The sequence below is a fragment of the Lentilactobacillus curieae genome (assembly GCF_000785105.2).
In the GTDB taxonomy this organism is placed as follows: domain Bacteria; phylum Bacillota; class Bacilli; order Lactobacillales; family Lactobacillaceae; genus Lentilactobacillus; species Lentilactobacillus curieae.
This window is the reverse complement of record NZ_CP018906.1, coordinates 1489188-1505058: the sequence shown is the minus strand read 5'-3', so window position 1 is coordinate 1505058 and position 15871 is coordinate 1489188. Positions and strand designations below refer to the sequence as shown.

Below are 15871 nucleotides of genomic sequence, written 5' to 3'. Positions count from 1 at the left end.
ACAACGAGATTGGTAACATATACTTTACTGAAAACTCGAGGTGTAATAATGACTAATATTTTATTCGTATGTTTAGGAAACATCTGTCGCTCACAGATGGCTGAAACCATGTTCAAACAGATGGTAGAAGATCAATCAATGACTGGCGAAATCAACGTGGAATCTGCTGGTACTAGTAGTTATGAACAGGGAAATCCACCCCACCCTGGTGCAGTCGCAGAATTAGCAAAGTACGGAATGTCAATGGCTGGGCAAGTTAGCCGCCCAGTTAATCAAGATGATTTTAAATGGGCGGACTTAATCATTGGGATGGATAGCCAAAATATCCAATCACTAAAAAAAATGGCCCCCGAAGAGGACCAATCAAAAATCCACCTTTGTTTAGATATCCTATCTGACCAAAAAGGAGAAGATATCCCTGATCCTTGGTATGATCACCGCTTCGATAGAACATATAAGCAACTTTCTGAAGCTCTTCCCGAATGGATGAACTACATTAAGCAAAGACATTAATTGTACTGTGGATGTTCGAACGCCCGTTTTAATCTAGTTGGGGCATCCTTGAGCAAGACCTTTGCTTGATACTTGCCCCTGACCATTAGCCGATTCTTACCGATCTTATCACAAGTGATGAGTGTAAGAATTGGCTTTTTTGTTTGGTTAATCACCGAGACGTGGTATGCCGAAATAAACTTCTTTTGATAAGCGACGTACCGATATATATACTTCATATCAGTTAAGTAGATACTTTGGCCGACTTTTGTCCGGTAATATAGTGGCCCAAACAAAATGTCATGATTTACCATGTGGTGACCTGCAAGGGGATAATTCCCCTCCCCCATTTTTTGATTTGGTCGCATCGTTCCGGCGGCTAAAGCTAGGGTAGTGTTTGAAACTCCTAATCCAATTGGTAGATGGAGGCCTGATTGAGGAATCATGATCTGGCCGACATTCCGTACCTGGCTAGCATTCATTCTTGCCCCAACTGCAGTTTGGACATCTAAAGACTTAACCTTGCTGAAATTAAAGCTAACACCCTTTGGCATTTTGGGGGACTTTTTTGTGCTTGCTTGTTTTGTGGTACCTGCGTTAGACTTACTAGATGTGTGTTTATTTTTATCAAGTAATCTTTCATTTTTAATTACAGAACTACGGGAAACTGTTGGCTGATAAGTGCGAATCAACTGGTTTTTAACTTGCCGATTAAATATCAGCAATAAAGAAATGACCATGAGGATTACCAGCCCCAACGTAATAATAATTTTTAAAGCTTTATTTGATTTCATTTTTAAAACTCCGAATTTTTATTGAAGGGAAGACCTTTTTGGCAAAAAAATTTTCATGGAAACAAAACTTAATCGTTCTGTGGTTTGGAACGTTTATGGCCGGGATTGGCTTTTCAGAAGTCATGCCATTCTTATCCCTATACGTAGACACGATGGGCCACTTCACAAAGGGACAACTTAGTCTTTATAGTGGCTTAGCATTTGCTGCAAGTTACTTCATGACCGCTATCGTGTCACCCTTATGGGGAAAACTAGCAGACAAAACTGGACGTAAACTAATGTTGGTTCGGGCGTCGGCTGGGTTAGCATTGGTATTCTTCTTAATGGGAACTGCAACCAACGTTTGGCAACTAGTTGCTTACAGACTTATTCAAGGAGTGTTCTCAGGATACATTAGCAACGCTAACGCTCTGATTGCCACTCAAGTACCTAAGAATCAGTCCGGTCAAGCACTCGGAACACTGGTTACTGGAAACGTTTCGGGAACTTTACTTGGGCCACTACTTGGTGGAACCCTAGCATCAATTTTCAGTTACCGGCTTACGTTTATGATTACTGGGTTGCTGTTCGTTGTCGTCTTCTTGGTAACCACCTTCTTGGTTCACGAAAACTTTGAACCAGTTCAAAAGGAAGCTATGATGACCACCAGAGGCGTAATCAAATCACTTAACAACTCTCAGCTAGTTTTTGGAATGTTTATCACGACAATGATCATCCAGGCTGCTAACAATTCTATAGCACCAATTTTAGCATTATATGTCCGGGAAATCATGCATAACAGTCCGCAGACAACCTTCTTCAGTGGAGTTGTAGCTGCCATTCCAGGAATCGCTACCCTGTTTGCTGCTCCCGCGCTTGGCCGAGTCGGGGATAGAATCGGCTCAGATAAAATATTGATGTTTGGTTTTGCCTTGGCAATCATTGTATACATTCCAATGGCATTTGTAACAAACGTCTGGCAATTAATCGGCCTTCGATTCATGATTGGCGTTTCGAACGCTTCAATGCTTCCTGCCGTTCAAACCATATTAACTAAGAACACTCCGCCACACGTTACTGGCCGAATATTTAGTTGGAATCAATCATTTCAAGCAATGGGAAACGTTGCTGGCCCAATGATTGGTTCAGTGGTCTCATCATCGTTTGACTATTCTGGTGTGTTCATTTCAACCGCATTGCTGGTTGTCATTAACCTAGCAATGGTTTACACCAACACAAAAGCTATGAGACGTAGCGCATAAACTAAAAACCAGCTTAGCCCGATTCAAGTTTGAATCCAAGTTAAGCTGGTTTTTTTGGCAACAAAAAAACGAGGCAAAAGCCTCGCATCTTTGTTAGTTGTTTGAAAGACCGTACTTTTTGTTGAATCGGTCCACAGCACCATCTGCTTGAGTAAACTTTTGCTTACCAGTGTAGAAAGGATGTGAATCAGATGAAATTTCAACACGAATCAATGGATAAGTGTTGCCATCTTCCCATTCAATAGTTTCGTCTGAGCCCTTAGTAGAACTTGACATAAACTTGTAGCCAGTACTTGAATCTTGAAATACAACTTTGTGGTAATCTGGATGAATTCCTTGTTTCATAATATATCGCTCCTTTGCCCTGAACCAATGTGATGACCCAGAGATTATCGATTAGTCAACTTTGTTAGTTTAACATAATTTAAAACTTGGTTCAATATGAAAATTACAGAAATAATTAGTCGCTAACTAATTTTAAATCAGCACCGACAGCAGTAAGCTTATCAACGATGCTACCGTATCCACGAAGAATGTTGTCAGCTTCGTCGATTTCGGTCTCACCATCCGCCATTAATCCCGTAATCAATAATGAGGCTCCCGCACGAATCTCTCCAGCGGAAACTGTGGTTCCGTGTAAGTCATTGGAGGTATCAACGACAATAATGCCCTCTTCGATATCCTCAGACTTAATGTTACCGCCCAATTTAACCAGCTCTGAAATATGCTTAACTCGCTTAGGATAAATCGTATCAATAATGACACTTCTCCCCTTTGCCTTAAAAAGCAATGGGGTCAGTGGTTGCTGCAAGTCAGTCGCGAATCCAGGATATGGCATTGTTTTAACCTGAATTGGTCTCAAAGTATCTGAAGGGCCAACAAAGATACTGTCTTCGTTAACCTTTAAGTTCACACCCAACTCCTCTAGTTTAGCTACAAAGGCCTCTAAATGCTCAGGAATAACGTTGGTAATCGTAATCCCATCACCTGCGGCTGCCGCTAGAGAAAGGTATGTACCGGCCTCAATTCTATCAGGAATAATCGTGTGAGTATTCTTGGCAACTAGGGAATCAACTCCCTCAATTCGGATTACATCTGTTCCTGCACCACGAATATTAGCACCCATGTTATTTAGGAAAGTAGCAATATCAATTATTTCAGGTTCCTTAGCAGCGTTACCAATGACGGTAGTTCCCTTAGCCTTTACGGCAGCGAGAATTGCATTGATTGTCGCCCCAACTGAAACCACGTCCAGAAAGATTTGGGCTCCGTGAAGTCCTGATTCGTCTGTTGTAATTGTTACAGTACCATTCTCATCGGTGACATTAGCACCGAGAGCTTCAAATGCTTTAATATGCTGATCAATTGGTCGTGGACCAATATTATCTCCACCGGGAAAGCTTACGGTAGCTCGGTGGAATTTACCCAGCAGCGCACCCATAAAGTAATACGATGCACGCAGGCTTTTAATTGCTTTACTTGGTAAGGGAGCCTCCACGATATTTGTTGGGTCGATGTTTAGCACATCATCGTGGAAGTCAGACGATACGTTCATAGACTCAAGAATGACCATCAAATTGTGGACATCCAAGATGTCTGGTACCGAATCAAAACTAACAGGTGTGTCTGCTAAAATGGCAGCTGGAATTAACGCAACGGTGCTATTTTTTGCACCGCCAATCGTAATTTCACCGGTTAGCTTCTTTCCCCCATTGATAATTAATTTACTCATCGTAAACTTCCTCATTTCTTATTTCAGGCAAATACATGCCAAGAAATATCTTATAAAAAAAAATGGCAAAATACAACACCTACGACTGAATTATACAAATTGTTGTTCACACAATCACGTAATTTAAACCAAAACCGTAATTAATATAGATATGTAAAAAAACAGCCTCGATTTTAAGTAGCTAAAATCGGGGCTGTTTTTAAAGATTAGTTTTCGTTTGCAAGGTAACGATCATTTGCAGCAGCAACAAAATCTCTGAATAATCCTTCAGGACGGTTAGGTCTTGAAAGGAATTCTGGATGATATTGAGCAGCAACGAAGAATTTGTTCGTTGGAATTTCAATAACTTCAACTAAATGATTGTCAGGTGATGTTCCTGAAAATACCAAGCCGTGCTGTTCCATCTCTTCACGGAACGCATTGTTAAATTCATAACGGTGACGGTGACGCTCTGAAATTTCAGCAGCATTGTCATAAGCGGCAGCTGCCTTAGTACCTGGTTTAAGCTTGCAAGGATATGCACCTAAACGTTGCGTACCACCCATATCAGAAACATCTTCTTGGTCGGCCATTAGGTCAATTACCTTATGTTCAGTGTTAGGGTTCATTTCGGTTGAGTTTGCATCAGCATAGCCCAAAACATCACGAGCATACTCAACGCTTGCCATTTGCATTCCCAAGCAAATTCCTAGGAATGGAATGTCATTTTCTCGAGCGTACTTAATTGAAGTGATCATTCCTTCAATTCCACGATCTCCAAAACCACCAGGAACTAGGATTCCGTCTGCGCTAGCAACGTAATCTTCAACGTTTTCTGGAGTAACTTTTTCAGCATCAACCATTTCTAAGTCGATATCAGCATCAACTGGATAACCAGCATGCTTAAGTGCTTCAGCAACTGAAATGTAAGCATCTTGAAGGCCAACGTACTTACCAACTAGGACAATCTTGACCTTACGCTTCAAGTGTTGAACGTGTTGTTCTAATTGTTGCCATTCAGACATATCAGCAGCAGGCTTGTTGATACCAAAATGATCAAGAACTTGTTGATCCATTCCTTGTTCTTGTAGTCTCAAAGGAATTGAGTAAAGGGTTGGAACATCAAGTGATTCAACAACAGCTTCCTTCTTAACATCACAGAAAAGCGAAATTTTCTTTTTCATAGAATCAGTTACTGGTTTTTCAGAACGAACTACCAATAAATTAGGTTGAATACCCAAACCACGAAGTTCCTTAACTGAGTGTTGCGTTGGCTTAGTCTTCATTTCACCAGCAGCTCGCAGGTAAGGAATTAATGTGGTGTGAATGTAAAATGTGTTTTCTTCGCCAGCTTCGTTTTTCATTTGACGAATGGCTTCAAGGAAAGGCAATGATTCAATATCACCAACGGTTCCACCGATTTCAGTAATCACGATGTCAGCGTCTGATGTCTTTGCCGCACGCATAATCTTATCTTTGATCATGCCAGTAATGTGAGGAATTACTTGAACTGTTGCACCAAGATAATCACCATGACGTTCTTTACGAAGAACTTCGTCATAGATTTTACCGGTGGTAACGTTAGAGTACTTATTTAAGTTATTATCAATAAAACGTTCATAGTGACCCAAATCAAGGTCAGTTTCAGTACCATCATCAGTAACAAAAACTTCCCCATGTTGATATGGATTCATGGTTCCTGGATCCACGTTAATGTAGGGATCAAACTTTTGGATTGTAACGTTGAGTCCGCGGTTCTTAAGTAATCTACCTAAGGAAGCGGCAACGATTCCCTTTCCTAAAGAAGAAACTACTCCGCCGGTAACAAAAATATATTTGGTCATTTAAAAATTCCTCTCCTCTTTGATTGTGCAGGGGGTAAAAAGAAAAATTCCCTATTCATTAAGTTGAATAGGGAACAAATTAATCATCGTTCAGATGCCCTTGAAAACTCAAGGAGCCCAAAAAATATAATACATAAATTAAGGACCCACGTCAAGGTAATTTATTTTTGATTGTCTTCGTAACTAGAATCGTCACCATCTGATGAGTCATCATCGTCATCATCTGTGTTTAGCAAATCATCATCGTCTGAAAGGTCTGATAACTCTCCTTCAATTCCATCCGGAAGATCTGTGTCATCATCATCGTCACTGTCATCGTCAATATCTGATAAATCATTGTCATATTTACCGACACTAGCTGCTGGTGTTGTTTCATCGTCATCATCGGTGTCGTCATCGTCGTCAAACGCGTCGTCCTGATCTTCAGGATCGTCGTCGTCGTAATCGATAACATCATCATCATCAGAGGCATCTGCTAAGAATGCATTAACCTTCCGACGTTTCTTCTTCTTTGGTCGATCTTCATCGTCGAGGTCAGTATGAACAGTGGCCTCATCAATCGATTCGTAAGGATACCAGGTTCTTAAGCCCCAAAGATTGTCACCAAGTGAAATGAAACTACCGTCGATATTTAAGTCAGTATAGAACTGAGATAATCGATCGCGAATTTCCTTATTACTATCACCAAGGTATTCTTGAACGGCATTAGCCAAATCAGCGAACGGCATAACGTCTCCACGCTCAGCTAAAATAGCGTGAGCAACTTCGATCATCGATAGTTCATTTTTGTTTTGGCCTTCAAAGACTTTTAATTCCAAACTGGTACACGTCCTTTCAACAGTCTAAAAGTTACTATACTCGATTACACCGTAAATTGCAATGAAATATTATATTTACCAAGTAATTCTTGTCCTGCATAAAGTAGATATGAAATATCAACGTTTCCTCTCAACGGATTTTCAAGTAAATCAATCTCCAATCCCGGAGTGACCGTTTGAATGTCCAATGGTCCATAAGGGGTCTTGTAGACAGCGGAGATTCTCTTGCCCTCACTAAACATCAGTTGGGAGCGGTTTTCACCCGCACGAGTGATCTTAACATCCCCGCTATTCATAATTTTGATTGTAACAGGAATGGGGTCACCATCTGTTTCTTCGTCATAGCGAATATAAATTGCATCGCCAATTTCGACAAGCTGTCCTTCCATGTCGAAGACATAATTCGCCTTCTTACCATCCTGCAGAATGTCGGTTCTTAAATGAATCTGAACTGGTAAATTGTTTGTAGGATTATCCATTTCGCACCTTCTCTTCATACATTTCAACTATTAATTATATCCCTCAAAATAGGTTTTTTCACTCATTTAATCTAGGTCTTAGCAACTCAATAATGTCTGGTATAATTGAACTATTCAAATGTAAGGGGAATCATCATGTTGAATAACAATTCAATCACTATTTTTGAAGCAAACTATTCTCCGGCTGCCCAATTGGAGGCGTTTGCTGACACCAACGCCATTCTAGAACTTACCAATGAGCTTCAACAACCCTTCCTACATTTTTGGACAACGACGGAACCGACCTTAATATTAGGGATCAATGACCGCCACTTGCCCAAACTTGAGTCGGGATTAGAACAATTAGTTAATCAAAGATACCAATACTTTTTAAGAAACTCTGGTGGATTGGCTGTGATATCTGATCCGGGTGTTCTAAACGTTTCACTATTCTTGCCCAATCGCAGCCATCCGCTTAGCGTTGATGATGCATATGAGGTGATTGCCGAATTAATGAGACAATCTTTACCCCAGTGGCAACTGGGAACGTATGAAATCACTGATTCATACTGTCCGGGTAAATATGACCTCAGCATTAATGGTCAAAAAATTGCGGGGATTGCCCAACGTCGGGAAAAAGATGCCATCGTCTTAATGCTTTATATGAGCGTTTTTGGCAATCAAGACTCTCGGAGTGAAACTGTTGCCAACTTTTACGAAGTTGCAGATGCTTATTCCCAAACTAAGTGGAACTTTCCTAAGGTTAATAAATCATCCATGACCAGTTTAGTAGACCTAGACTCACAGTTTAACACCTTGGACGTTATGAAAGAAAAGATTTCGGCTATCATTCAACATGACTATTCACTCAATCAAAACTCCGCAGCGATTTTATCATCTGAGCAATTCAAGCAGCAAAAAGCTCGTCAGTTGCGTAAGATGATTCTGCGAAATGAACAATTACCCAAAATAGGAGGACAACATTGACATACGCAAATCAAAAGTTAGCAAGAGAAAAAGTATTTCGAGACCCGGTTCACAATTACGTATACGTTAAGTACCAAGTAATCCTAGACTTAATTAACACCAGCGAATTTCAACGACTAAGGAGAATTCACCAACTTGGGACGACGCCCTTAGTATTTCACGGTGCAGAGCACTCCAGATTCTCCCACTCATTAGGAGTTTACGAAATTGCCCGACGAATTACTGAATCATTTGCCAAAAATTACCCCAGCAAGCTTCATGGTGATGGACTTTGGGACAACTCAGAGGAGCTAGTCACCCTTTGTGCTGCCCTCCTTCATGATATTGGCCATGGCCCATACTCACACACCTTTGAGCACATTTTTCACACCGATCATGAAGCAATTACCCGGGCAATTATCACTTCCGACCAAACCGAAATTAATGCGGTGCTTAAAAAAGTGAGCCCAGAATTTCCAGATATGGTTGCTAGTGTTATCAACAAGACCTACCCTAATCGCCAAGTTGTGGAAATTATTTCTAGCCAACTTGACGCTGATAGGATGGATTACTTACTTCGTGACGCTTACAATACTGGGGTAAAGTATGGTACCTTTGATTTACAGCGAATTTTAGAGGTAATGCGACCATACCACGACGGAATCTGTTTTGAAATGAGTGGCATGCACGCAGTTGAAGACTACATCGTCAGCAGGTTTCAAATGTACCAACAAGTTTATTTTCATCCTGGATCAAGATCTATGGAAGTCGTCCTAAATCGACTACTTTCACGAGCTAAAGAAATTTTTAATGGCACAGTCGTTGAAAATGCCCAAACTCCCTACCTGTTATTACCATTCTTCTCTCGGCAATTCAATCTTGATGACTATCTCCAACTAGACGATGGAGTATTAAACACTTACTTTATCCATTGGAAACGTTATCCTGATGATATTCTTGCAGACTTAGCAAGCAGATTTATCGACAGAAAGCCGCTAAAATCAGTTAGGTTTACTGAGGAAACCAAAAGTCTGTTGCCTAAACTACAAGAGTTGATCGAACAGGCTGGTTACAACCCTAAGTATTACACGGCTACGGATGATAGTTTTGATTTGCCATATGATGCCTACACCCCAGAGAAGAAGCAGATTCAATTGATCCAAGCAGACGAATCACTCGTCCAACTTGCTGATGTAAGCCCAATTGTTAACGCCATCTCTGACCGTTCCGAGGGAGATAATCGCTTCTTCTTCCCAAAGGACGTCTTAACCAATGGCAACAACGTAGATCTGTTCCAATCTGAGTATGATGAATTTGCCAAACATATTCGCAACGATAAATTAATTTAGACACAGGAGTAACTTTATGAACATTAAACTAATCGCCATCGACATTGATGGTACCCTACTAAACGAGGACCATGTACTTGCCAATGAAACGATTGAGGCCATTTCTAACGCTCGGAAACGTGGCGTTAAGGTAGTTCTTTGTACCGGTCGCCCACTAAGTGGTGTTAAACCATACTTGGACAAATTATCAATTTCTGGAAACGATGAATACGCCATTACCTTTAACGGTGCAATGGCTCAAGACCTAGATGGTAACGTTATTAGTCACCACACACTATCATACGAAGGGTTCCTAAAGACCGAAATGTACAGTCGGATGTTAGGCGCCCACTACCAAGTGGAAACTACAGATCAAATCATCGCTACTAACCAAGAGCTTAGTCCTTACACAATTGGTGAAAGCTATCTGGTTATGCTCCCAATCGTGTTCAAGACTCCAGAGCAAATCACTGCCGATACTGTGATTTCTAAAGCAATGTTTGTGGATTATCCAGAAGTAATTGAACGGGTAAAGCAAAACATCCCTGACGAACTAAAGGAAGAACTTTACGTTGTCCAAAGTGAACCATACTTCATCGAAATGATGAATAAAAACGCAAGCAAGGGCAACGCACTTAAGGACCTTGCTGAACGGCTTAATCTAACCGCTGAAAATGTAATGGCTCTTGGAGATGAGGGTAATGATCTCACCATGATTAAATACGCTGGTCTAGGAGTTGCAATGGGTAACGGAATAGACGAAGTGAAGGAAGCTGCTTCATTTGTTACCAAAACCAATTCTGAAAACGGAGTTGCCTACGCAATCAATAAGTACGTAAACGAAGTTGATTAATCAATTGATTAAACCAAAAAGGCTACGGTGCATTGAGCACCGTAGCCTTTTTGCTATTCTAAATTAAAGTCAAACCCACACCTAAAACAATCAACAATCCACCAACTAGCAAACAAAATCTAGCTGAGGGACCAAACTTAATTGGTTGATTCTTAACAGAACCGACCTCTCTAACTCCTGGTTGTTTTGGTAGATTCTCTTGCTCTAAATCTGTTCTTTTCTTAGTGCTAAAGCGCCAACCAGTAAAAAGATGACCATCTTTGATGATAAAAAACGCCGCTCCAATCATTAGCAATAAGCCAATCATAAAATTAACGTTTCCAACTGCCAATGTACCGTAAATCAAAATTCCAATGACATCTACAATGATAACCACAGTACAACTGGTTAACACAATTTTTTTAAACATGCTCATTAAGATTCAGTTCCATGGAAACGATTCTTAAACAATGGACTGACCGGCTTGTTTTCGTTAATTCTCTTAATGGCATCACCAATTAATGGACCAACAGAAACCTTAACAATTTTATCAATTTGCTTTTCTTCAGGAAGCTTAATGGTATCAGTAATCACTAACTTCTTAATTGGTGACTTAGCAATTCTATCAATTGCAGGACCTGATAGCACTGGATGAGTACAACATGCATATACTTCCTTAGCACCAGCATCCATTAACGCTTGCGCCCCTAAAGTAATTGTTCCCGCAGTATCAATCATGTCATCAATCATCAAGCAACGTTTTCCTTTAACATTACCAATGATGTTCATAATTTCAGCCACGTTGGCCTCTGGCCGGCGTTTATCGATGATTGCAATTGGCTTTTCCAAGAATTCTGCTAAAGCTCTCGCACGAGAAACTCCACCATGATCTGGGGAAACAATTACAGTATCCTCCTCAAAATCATGATCCAAGAAGTAGTCAGCCAATAATGGGGCTCCCATCAAATGATCAACTGGGATATCAAAGAATCCTTGAATTTGAGCAGCATGTAAATCTAAAGTGATTAACCGATCTACGCCGTCCTTTTGCAACATGTTGGCCACTAATTTAGCCGTAATTGGTTCACGAGAACGTGCCTTTCTATCTTGACGAGCGTAACCGTAGTAAGGAATCACAACATTGATGGTTTTTGCACTGGCTCTTCTCAATGCATCAATCATAATCAATAGTTCCATTAAGTTATCGTTTACCGGTGCCGAAGTAGATTGGATAATGTAAATATTATCCCCACGGATACTTTCCTCGATGTTAATTCTGATTTCACCATCACTAAAACGATCCACCGAAGTCTTTCCGAGCGGAACGCCTACCGTTGCAGCGATTTTTTCTGCAAGTGGTTTATTAGAATTAAGGGCAAAGATTTTTAAATTTTCGTCAAAGTATTGCTGAGCCATTAGGATCCTCCATTTAGGTTTTTGCTAACTTAATTATACAATGAATTCCCCTAAAATATCATTGCTAATCTTTTTGATAAGGTAATTTTTTAAAATACCCAGGTTTATTTGTCTGTCGTTCACGGGCAATTGCCATATCATAACGTTCAACATCCTTGTTGATGGTTGAACCTGCGGCAATAAATGAATGATCAGCTACATTTAGTGGGGCAATTAGGTTAGAGTTGCTACCAATAAATGAGTCGTCCCCGACAACAGTTTCATGTTTCTTAGCCCCATCATAATTGACAAAGACTACCCCACAACCAACGTTAATATTCTTACCCAGTTTGGCGTTACCAACGTAAGTTAAGTGACCAACCTTGGTGTTGTCTTCAATCGTTGATTTCTTAACCTCGACAAAGTTTCCAAGGTGAACGCCTTTACCAATCGATGATTCTGGTCGTAAATGACTATTAGGACCGATGTCTGAGCCATCAAACATTTCTGAATCTTCAATTAACGAAGATGTAACCGTCACGTTATCGTGAAGTGTTGAATTTCGAATTTCAGAGTGAGCACCTAAGTAACAATTTTCACCGATTACTGAATGATTCTTCAACTGAACCCCTGGTTCAATTACAGTGTCGGCACCGATTTTGATATCAACATCGATATAAGTATTGTCAGGATCAACAATTGTTACTCCGTCTTTCATGTGCGCTTCATTAATTCTGCGTTGCATAATTTTAGTTGCTTTTGACAAGGCAACTCGGTCATTTACACCCATTGATTCATAAAAGTCATCCATTTGGAAAGCAGCGATGGTTTTGCCCTGTTTTTTCAAAATTTCAATGACATCAGTCAAATAGTATTCTCCCTGGGCGTTTTCATTATTGATGCTGTGAAGAGCACTAAACAATGCCTGGTTATCAAATGCATAAACCCCGGTATTGATTTCAGTAATTGCTTGTTCTTCCTTAGAAGCGTCCTTTTGCTCAACAATTCGCTCAACGATTCCTAGGCTATTCCTAACAATTCGGCCATATCCAGTTGGCTCGTCAGTGTGAGAAGTCAAAATCGTAACGGCAGCCTTTTTACTTTTATGGTATTCAAATAAATTATCAAAAGTTTGGGCTGTAAATAATGGGGTGTCCCCACTAACAACCATAGTAATTCCATCAAGGTTTCCCAAAATGTCCTCAGCTTGCATCACTGCGTGACCAGTTCCCAGCTGTTCTTCTTGAACGGCGTATTTAGTTCGACTACCGAGTTCTTTTTCAACGGCATCAGCCCCGTGGCCAACAACCGTTACAATGTTATCCATTTTTACCTGTTCAACTTGAGTTAATACGTGATCAACCATCGTCCGACCACATACTCTGTGCAAAACTTTGTAAAGCTTAGATTTCATGCGAGTCCCCTTACCCGCAGCAAGGATAACCGTATTTTTTGTTGCCATTCTCATTTCTCCTCTTAATGATTAGTTAAAAAACTTATCTAAATAGTTCCCCGTTTTGGCAGTGACCGTGTTGTCTTCTGCATCTACTGTCATCAATGAGGTGTACTCACCAATTCTACGTGTTTCCGGCATCGAACTTTCAGCAACTACCCCAATTCCGATTAAGTTAGCTTCAAATTCTTCAACCATAGAAATCATCCCAGAGATGGTTCCTCCGCCACGCATATAATCATCAACAATCAAAACATTCGCACCCTTCTTAAGGCTCCGTTTTGATAGTGACATCTTTTCGATTCGTTCACTTGATCCAGAAACATAGTTTACGTTAACTGTAGACCCTTCAGTGATTTCAGTATCGTGACGCACGATAACGAACGGCACGTTTAATAAGTTGGCAACTCCCTGAGCAATTGGCACCCCTTTGGTGGCAATTGTCATAACAGCATCAACGTTTTGGTTTAAATATTGAGTGGCAAAAATTCTGCCGATTTGCCGCAAGGTATTAGGATCGCCTAACAAGTCAGACATATAGACGTATCCGCCTGGCAAGTAACGACTTTCGTCAGTCATTTGACCAATTAAGTCCCCGACAAAGTCAGTTGCCTCTTCTTTCAAAATATATGGCAGAAAGCGAGTGCCCCCTGCTGCTCCGGGAACGGTTTCCAATAAACCAGTTCCCCGTTCTTGGAAAGTTCTCTTTAAAATTGTTAAATCTTCACTAATTGACGATTTTGCTGACTCATATTTCTTAGAAAAGAACGTCAACGGCACAAGCGTGTGCGGACGTTCAAGTAAATAGCGGGTCATATCGATCAGCCGATCACTTCTGCGTACTTTCAAAAATCCCACCTCAATTTATATGTAATATCTATTAAATTTTATCATAAATGTTCGGCTTTTGCTGAACTGTTTAACTTTTTTCCAGATTATTTTTAAAGTTTTCGAAATAAAAAGCCGTAGCTTACTCGCTACGGTTTTGAATTGAGTTATAAAGTAAAGCACAGCCATAAATTGCTGCCTCAATGCAGGCAATGAAGAAAGTGACCGGCCAATTAGTAATGTAGCCTAAATAAAGGCCAATCCAAACCCCTGCCAGTGCAAAAACAGTTCCCAACACAATCATTGAAAATACCGTGTGACAGAAATATTTTGCACTAGATGCAGGTAATGTTAGCAAGATAAAGATTAAAAGTGAGCCCACAATCTGAGCAGCAACACTGACACTCATCGCTAACAGCAATAAAAAGATAATTGATATTAAGTTAGAATTAACGCCATTAATTTTGGCACCAATCGAATCAAAAGAATCAGCCTTCAAGTTTCGGTAGATCACAACGACGACTAGTAATACTAACAAGGATAAAATTGCCATCAAATGGACATCATCCTTGCTGATTCCGATTACGCTACCAAATAAGATGTTAGTGGCATAACTTGCATTTTTTTGCGAAATTGATAAGAACAAAATTCCCAGCCCAATAAACAGACCAGAAATTGCTGAAATTACGGATTCTCTTCGCGATTCAATTTGGCCACTTAACTGACCAACTAAGATCGAGCTAATCGCTGTAAATAACAGCATTCCATTCAACGGTGGCCAACCAATGAAAATTCCAAAGGATGCACCGGCAAAACCAATCTCTGAAAGTGTATGCGTCATAAACGACATGTTTCTGGCAACCACAAAAGTACCAATAACGGAACTTACCACTGCAATCAGCGTTCCGGCAAGGTACGCATTTCTCATAAATTCTAAATTAAGCATGATCTTGACTGACCACCTCACTCGGTAGATTTTCGATTAGCCCTGATTCATACTCCCCTTGCTTCATCCAGAGGTAGTGATCAGGATATTGTGAAACCAGCGAAACGTCATGCGTAATAAATATGACAGTCAGTTGATTTTCAACATTAAGTTTCTTAACCACAGCCAGCAACTCGCGCTTAGCATTGGGGTCAAGACTTGCGGTTGATTCATCTAAAATCAACAAGTTTGGGTGCTTAATCAGTGCAGCAGCAAGGTATGCCCGCTGCTTTTCGCCACCAGATGCCCTTCCCATTGAACGTTTAGCGATGTCCTGTAAATCAACCATTTTAATCACTTCATCAAGAACTTTGCGTTCGCTTGATTTTAAAAAGGGCAGTTTAAATCCGGTAAATCCCAACGAAATAAAATCCTTAATTGATAATGGATACTCAACGTCGATATTTCTAAATTGAGGAACGTAACCAATCTTCGTACCTGGGGCGATTATTATCTCGCCACTTGCAGGTTTAAGTTGCTTAAGAAGTGTTCGGACAAAGGTGGTTTTTCCGACTCCGTTTTGCCCAACAATCGCAAGAAATTCTCCTCGATTTAATTCCACACTTAAATCAGTCAAAACAGGATGGCGGTTAAAAGCCACGTTTAATTTATTCACTTTTACGACTGGTTCTGACAATTGCTTCCTCCTTGAAAAAAGTAATCATTACCATTCTAGTTTACAGACCTCATTTTGTTTGTCAACGGAATATTGAAAACTCCACAAAA

At 40.4% G+C, this 15871-nt stretch carries 17 protein-coding genes; 5 read left to right on the top strand and 12 right to left on the bottom strand.

The genetic code is table 11. The annotated features are described in order from the left end of the window. The first annotated feature begins 48 nt into the window (after window positions 1-48). The gene (locus tag PL11_RS07235) at window positions 49-513 is read left to right on the top strand and encodes a low molecular weight protein-tyrosine-phosphatase (RefSeq protein WP_035168681.1); all 465 of its coding nucleotides are present in this window, start codon (window positions 49-51) and stop codon (window positions 511-513) included. Here the strand turns inward: PL11_RS07235 and PL11_RS07230 are convergent. Then, window positions 510-1286, bottom strand: a complete 777-nt coding sequence (locus PL11_RS07230) for a class A sortase (RefSeq protein ID WP_035168683.1) — start codon at window positions 1284-1286, stop codon at window positions 510-512. The two genes, PL11_RS07235 and PL11_RS07230, sit on opposite strands and share 4 nt — an antisense overlap. A 38-nt stretch (window positions 1287-1324) precedes the next feature. On the opposite strand from PL11_RS07230, the gene PL11_RS07225 reads away from it, so the two are divergent. After that, window positions 1325-2527 carry an MFS transporter gene (locus PL11_RS07225; RefSeq protein ID WP_035168685.1) on the top strand — a complete coding sequence of 401 codons (1203 nt, stop codon included), beginning with the start codon at window positions 1325-1327 and terminating at the stop codon, window positions 2525-2527. A gap of 93 nt (window positions 2528-2620) precedes the next feature. Here the strand turns inward: PL11_RS07225 and PL11_RS07220 are convergent, their stop codons facing one another. The 5 genes from PL11_RS07220 to PL11_RS07200 form a co-directional block, all read right to left on the bottom strand. Continuing rightward, window positions 2621-2872, bottom strand: coding sequence for a type B 50S ribosomal protein L31 (locus PL11_RS07220; RefSeq protein WP_035168687.1), 252 nt, complete (start codon window positions 2870-2872; stop codon window positions 2621-2623). A 115-nt stretch (window positions 2873-2987) separates the two neighbouring features. Continuing rightward, window positions 2988-4259, bottom strand: a complete 1272-nt coding sequence (locus PL11_RS07215) for a UDP-N-acetylglucosamine 1-carboxyvinyltransferase (RefSeq protein WP_035168689.1) — start codon at window positions 4257-4259, stop codon at window positions 2988-2990. 206 nt (window positions 4260-4465) lie between these two features. After that, the gene (locus tag PL11_RS07210; RefSeq protein ID WP_035168692.1) at window positions 4466-6082 is read right to left on the bottom strand and encodes a CTP synthase; all 1617 of its coding nucleotides are present in this window, start codon (window positions 6080-6082) and stop codon (window positions 4466-4468) included. 161 nt (window positions 6083-6243) lie between these two features. Then, window positions 6244-6900 carry a DNA-directed RNA polymerase subunit delta gene (gene rpoE / locus PL11_RS07205; protein WP_035168694.1) on the bottom strand — a complete coding sequence of 219 codons (657 nt, stop codon included), beginning with the start codon at window positions 6898-6900 and terminating at the stop codon, window positions 6244-6246. Between the two features lie 44 nt (window positions 6901-6944). Further along, window positions 6945-7379 (bottom strand): YwiB family protein, encoded by a 435-nt coding sequence (locus tag PL11_RS07200; protein ID WP_035168697.1) that lies wholly within the window; start codon window positions 7377-7379, stop codon window positions 6945-6947. Window positions 7380-7514: 135 nt separating this feature from the next. On the opposite strand from PL11_RS07200, the gene PL11_RS07195 reads away from it, so the two are divergent. The 3 genes from PL11_RS07195 to yidA are packed head-to-tail and all read left to right on the top strand — an operon-like array spanning window position 7515 to window position 10505. Further along, complete coding sequence (locus tag PL11_RS07195; protein ID WP_035168699.1) at window positions 7515-8345, top strand: lipoyl protein ligase domain-containing protein; 831 nt, start codon at window positions 7515-7517, stop codon at window positions 8343-8345. Then, window positions 8342-9673: an HD domain-containing protein gene (locus PL11_RS07190; RefSeq protein WP_035168701.1), complete on the top strand. Its 1332-nt coding sequence runs from the start codon at window positions 8342-8344 to the stop codon at window positions 9671-9673. Before PL11_RS07195 ends, PL11_RS07190 begins: the two co-directional genes overlap by 4 nt. A gap of 16 nt (window positions 9674-9689) precedes the next feature. Further along, window positions 9690-10505 (top strand): sugar-phosphatase, encoded by an 816-nt coding sequence (gene yidA, locus PL11_RS07185; protein ID WP_035168703.1) that lies wholly within the window; start codon window positions 9690-9692, stop codon window positions 10503-10505. 58 nt (window positions 10506-10563) lie between these two features. Here yidA and PL11_RS07180 read toward each other — a convergent pair whose 3' ends face one another. From PL11_RS07180 to PL11_RS07155, 6 genes are all read right to left on the bottom strand, one after another. Next, entirely contained in the window at window positions 10564-10920 is a 357-nt protein-coding gene (locus tag PL11_RS07180) for a DUF3899 domain-containing protein (RefSeq protein ID WP_052127850.1), read from the bottom strand. Beyond that, window positions 10920-11900, bottom strand: coding sequence for a ribose-phosphate diphosphokinase (locus tag PL11_RS07175; RefSeq protein ID WP_035168705.1), 981 nt, complete (start codon window positions 11898-11900; stop codon window positions 10920-10922). The genes PL11_RS07180 and PL11_RS07175 overlap by 1 nt, the downstream gene beginning before the upstream one ends. Window positions 11901-11964: 64 nt before the next feature. Continuing rightward, window positions 11965-13341, bottom strand: coding sequence for a bifunctional UDP-N-acetylglucosamine diphosphorylase/glucosamine-1-phosphate N-acetyltransferase GlmU (gene glmU / locus PL11_RS07170; protein WP_035168707.1), 1377 nt, complete (start codon window positions 13339-13341; stop codon window positions 11965-11967). A gap of 21 nt (window positions 13342-13362) precedes the next feature. Next, window positions 13363-14181 (bottom strand): pur operon repressor, encoded by an 819-nt coding sequence (purR, locus tag PL11_RS07165; RefSeq protein ID WP_078256941.1) that lies wholly within the window; start codon window positions 14179-14181, stop codon window positions 13363-13365. A gap of 121 nt (window positions 14182-14302) precedes the next feature. Further along, on the bottom strand, window positions 14303-15106 hold the full coding sequence (locus PL11_RS07160; RefSeq protein ID WP_035168710.1) for a metal ABC transporter permease: 804 nt from the start codon (window positions 15104-15106) through the stop codon (window positions 14303-14305). Further along, the gene (locus PL11_RS07155) at window positions 15099-15782 is read right to left on the bottom strand and encodes a metal ABC transporter ATP-binding protein (protein ID WP_035168712.1); all 684 of its coding nucleotides are present in this window, start codon (window positions 15780-15782) and stop codon (window positions 15099-15101) included. Before PL11_RS07155 ends, PL11_RS07160 begins: the two co-directional genes overlap by 8 nt. Between the last annotated feature and the right edge of the window lie 89 nt (window positions 15783-15871).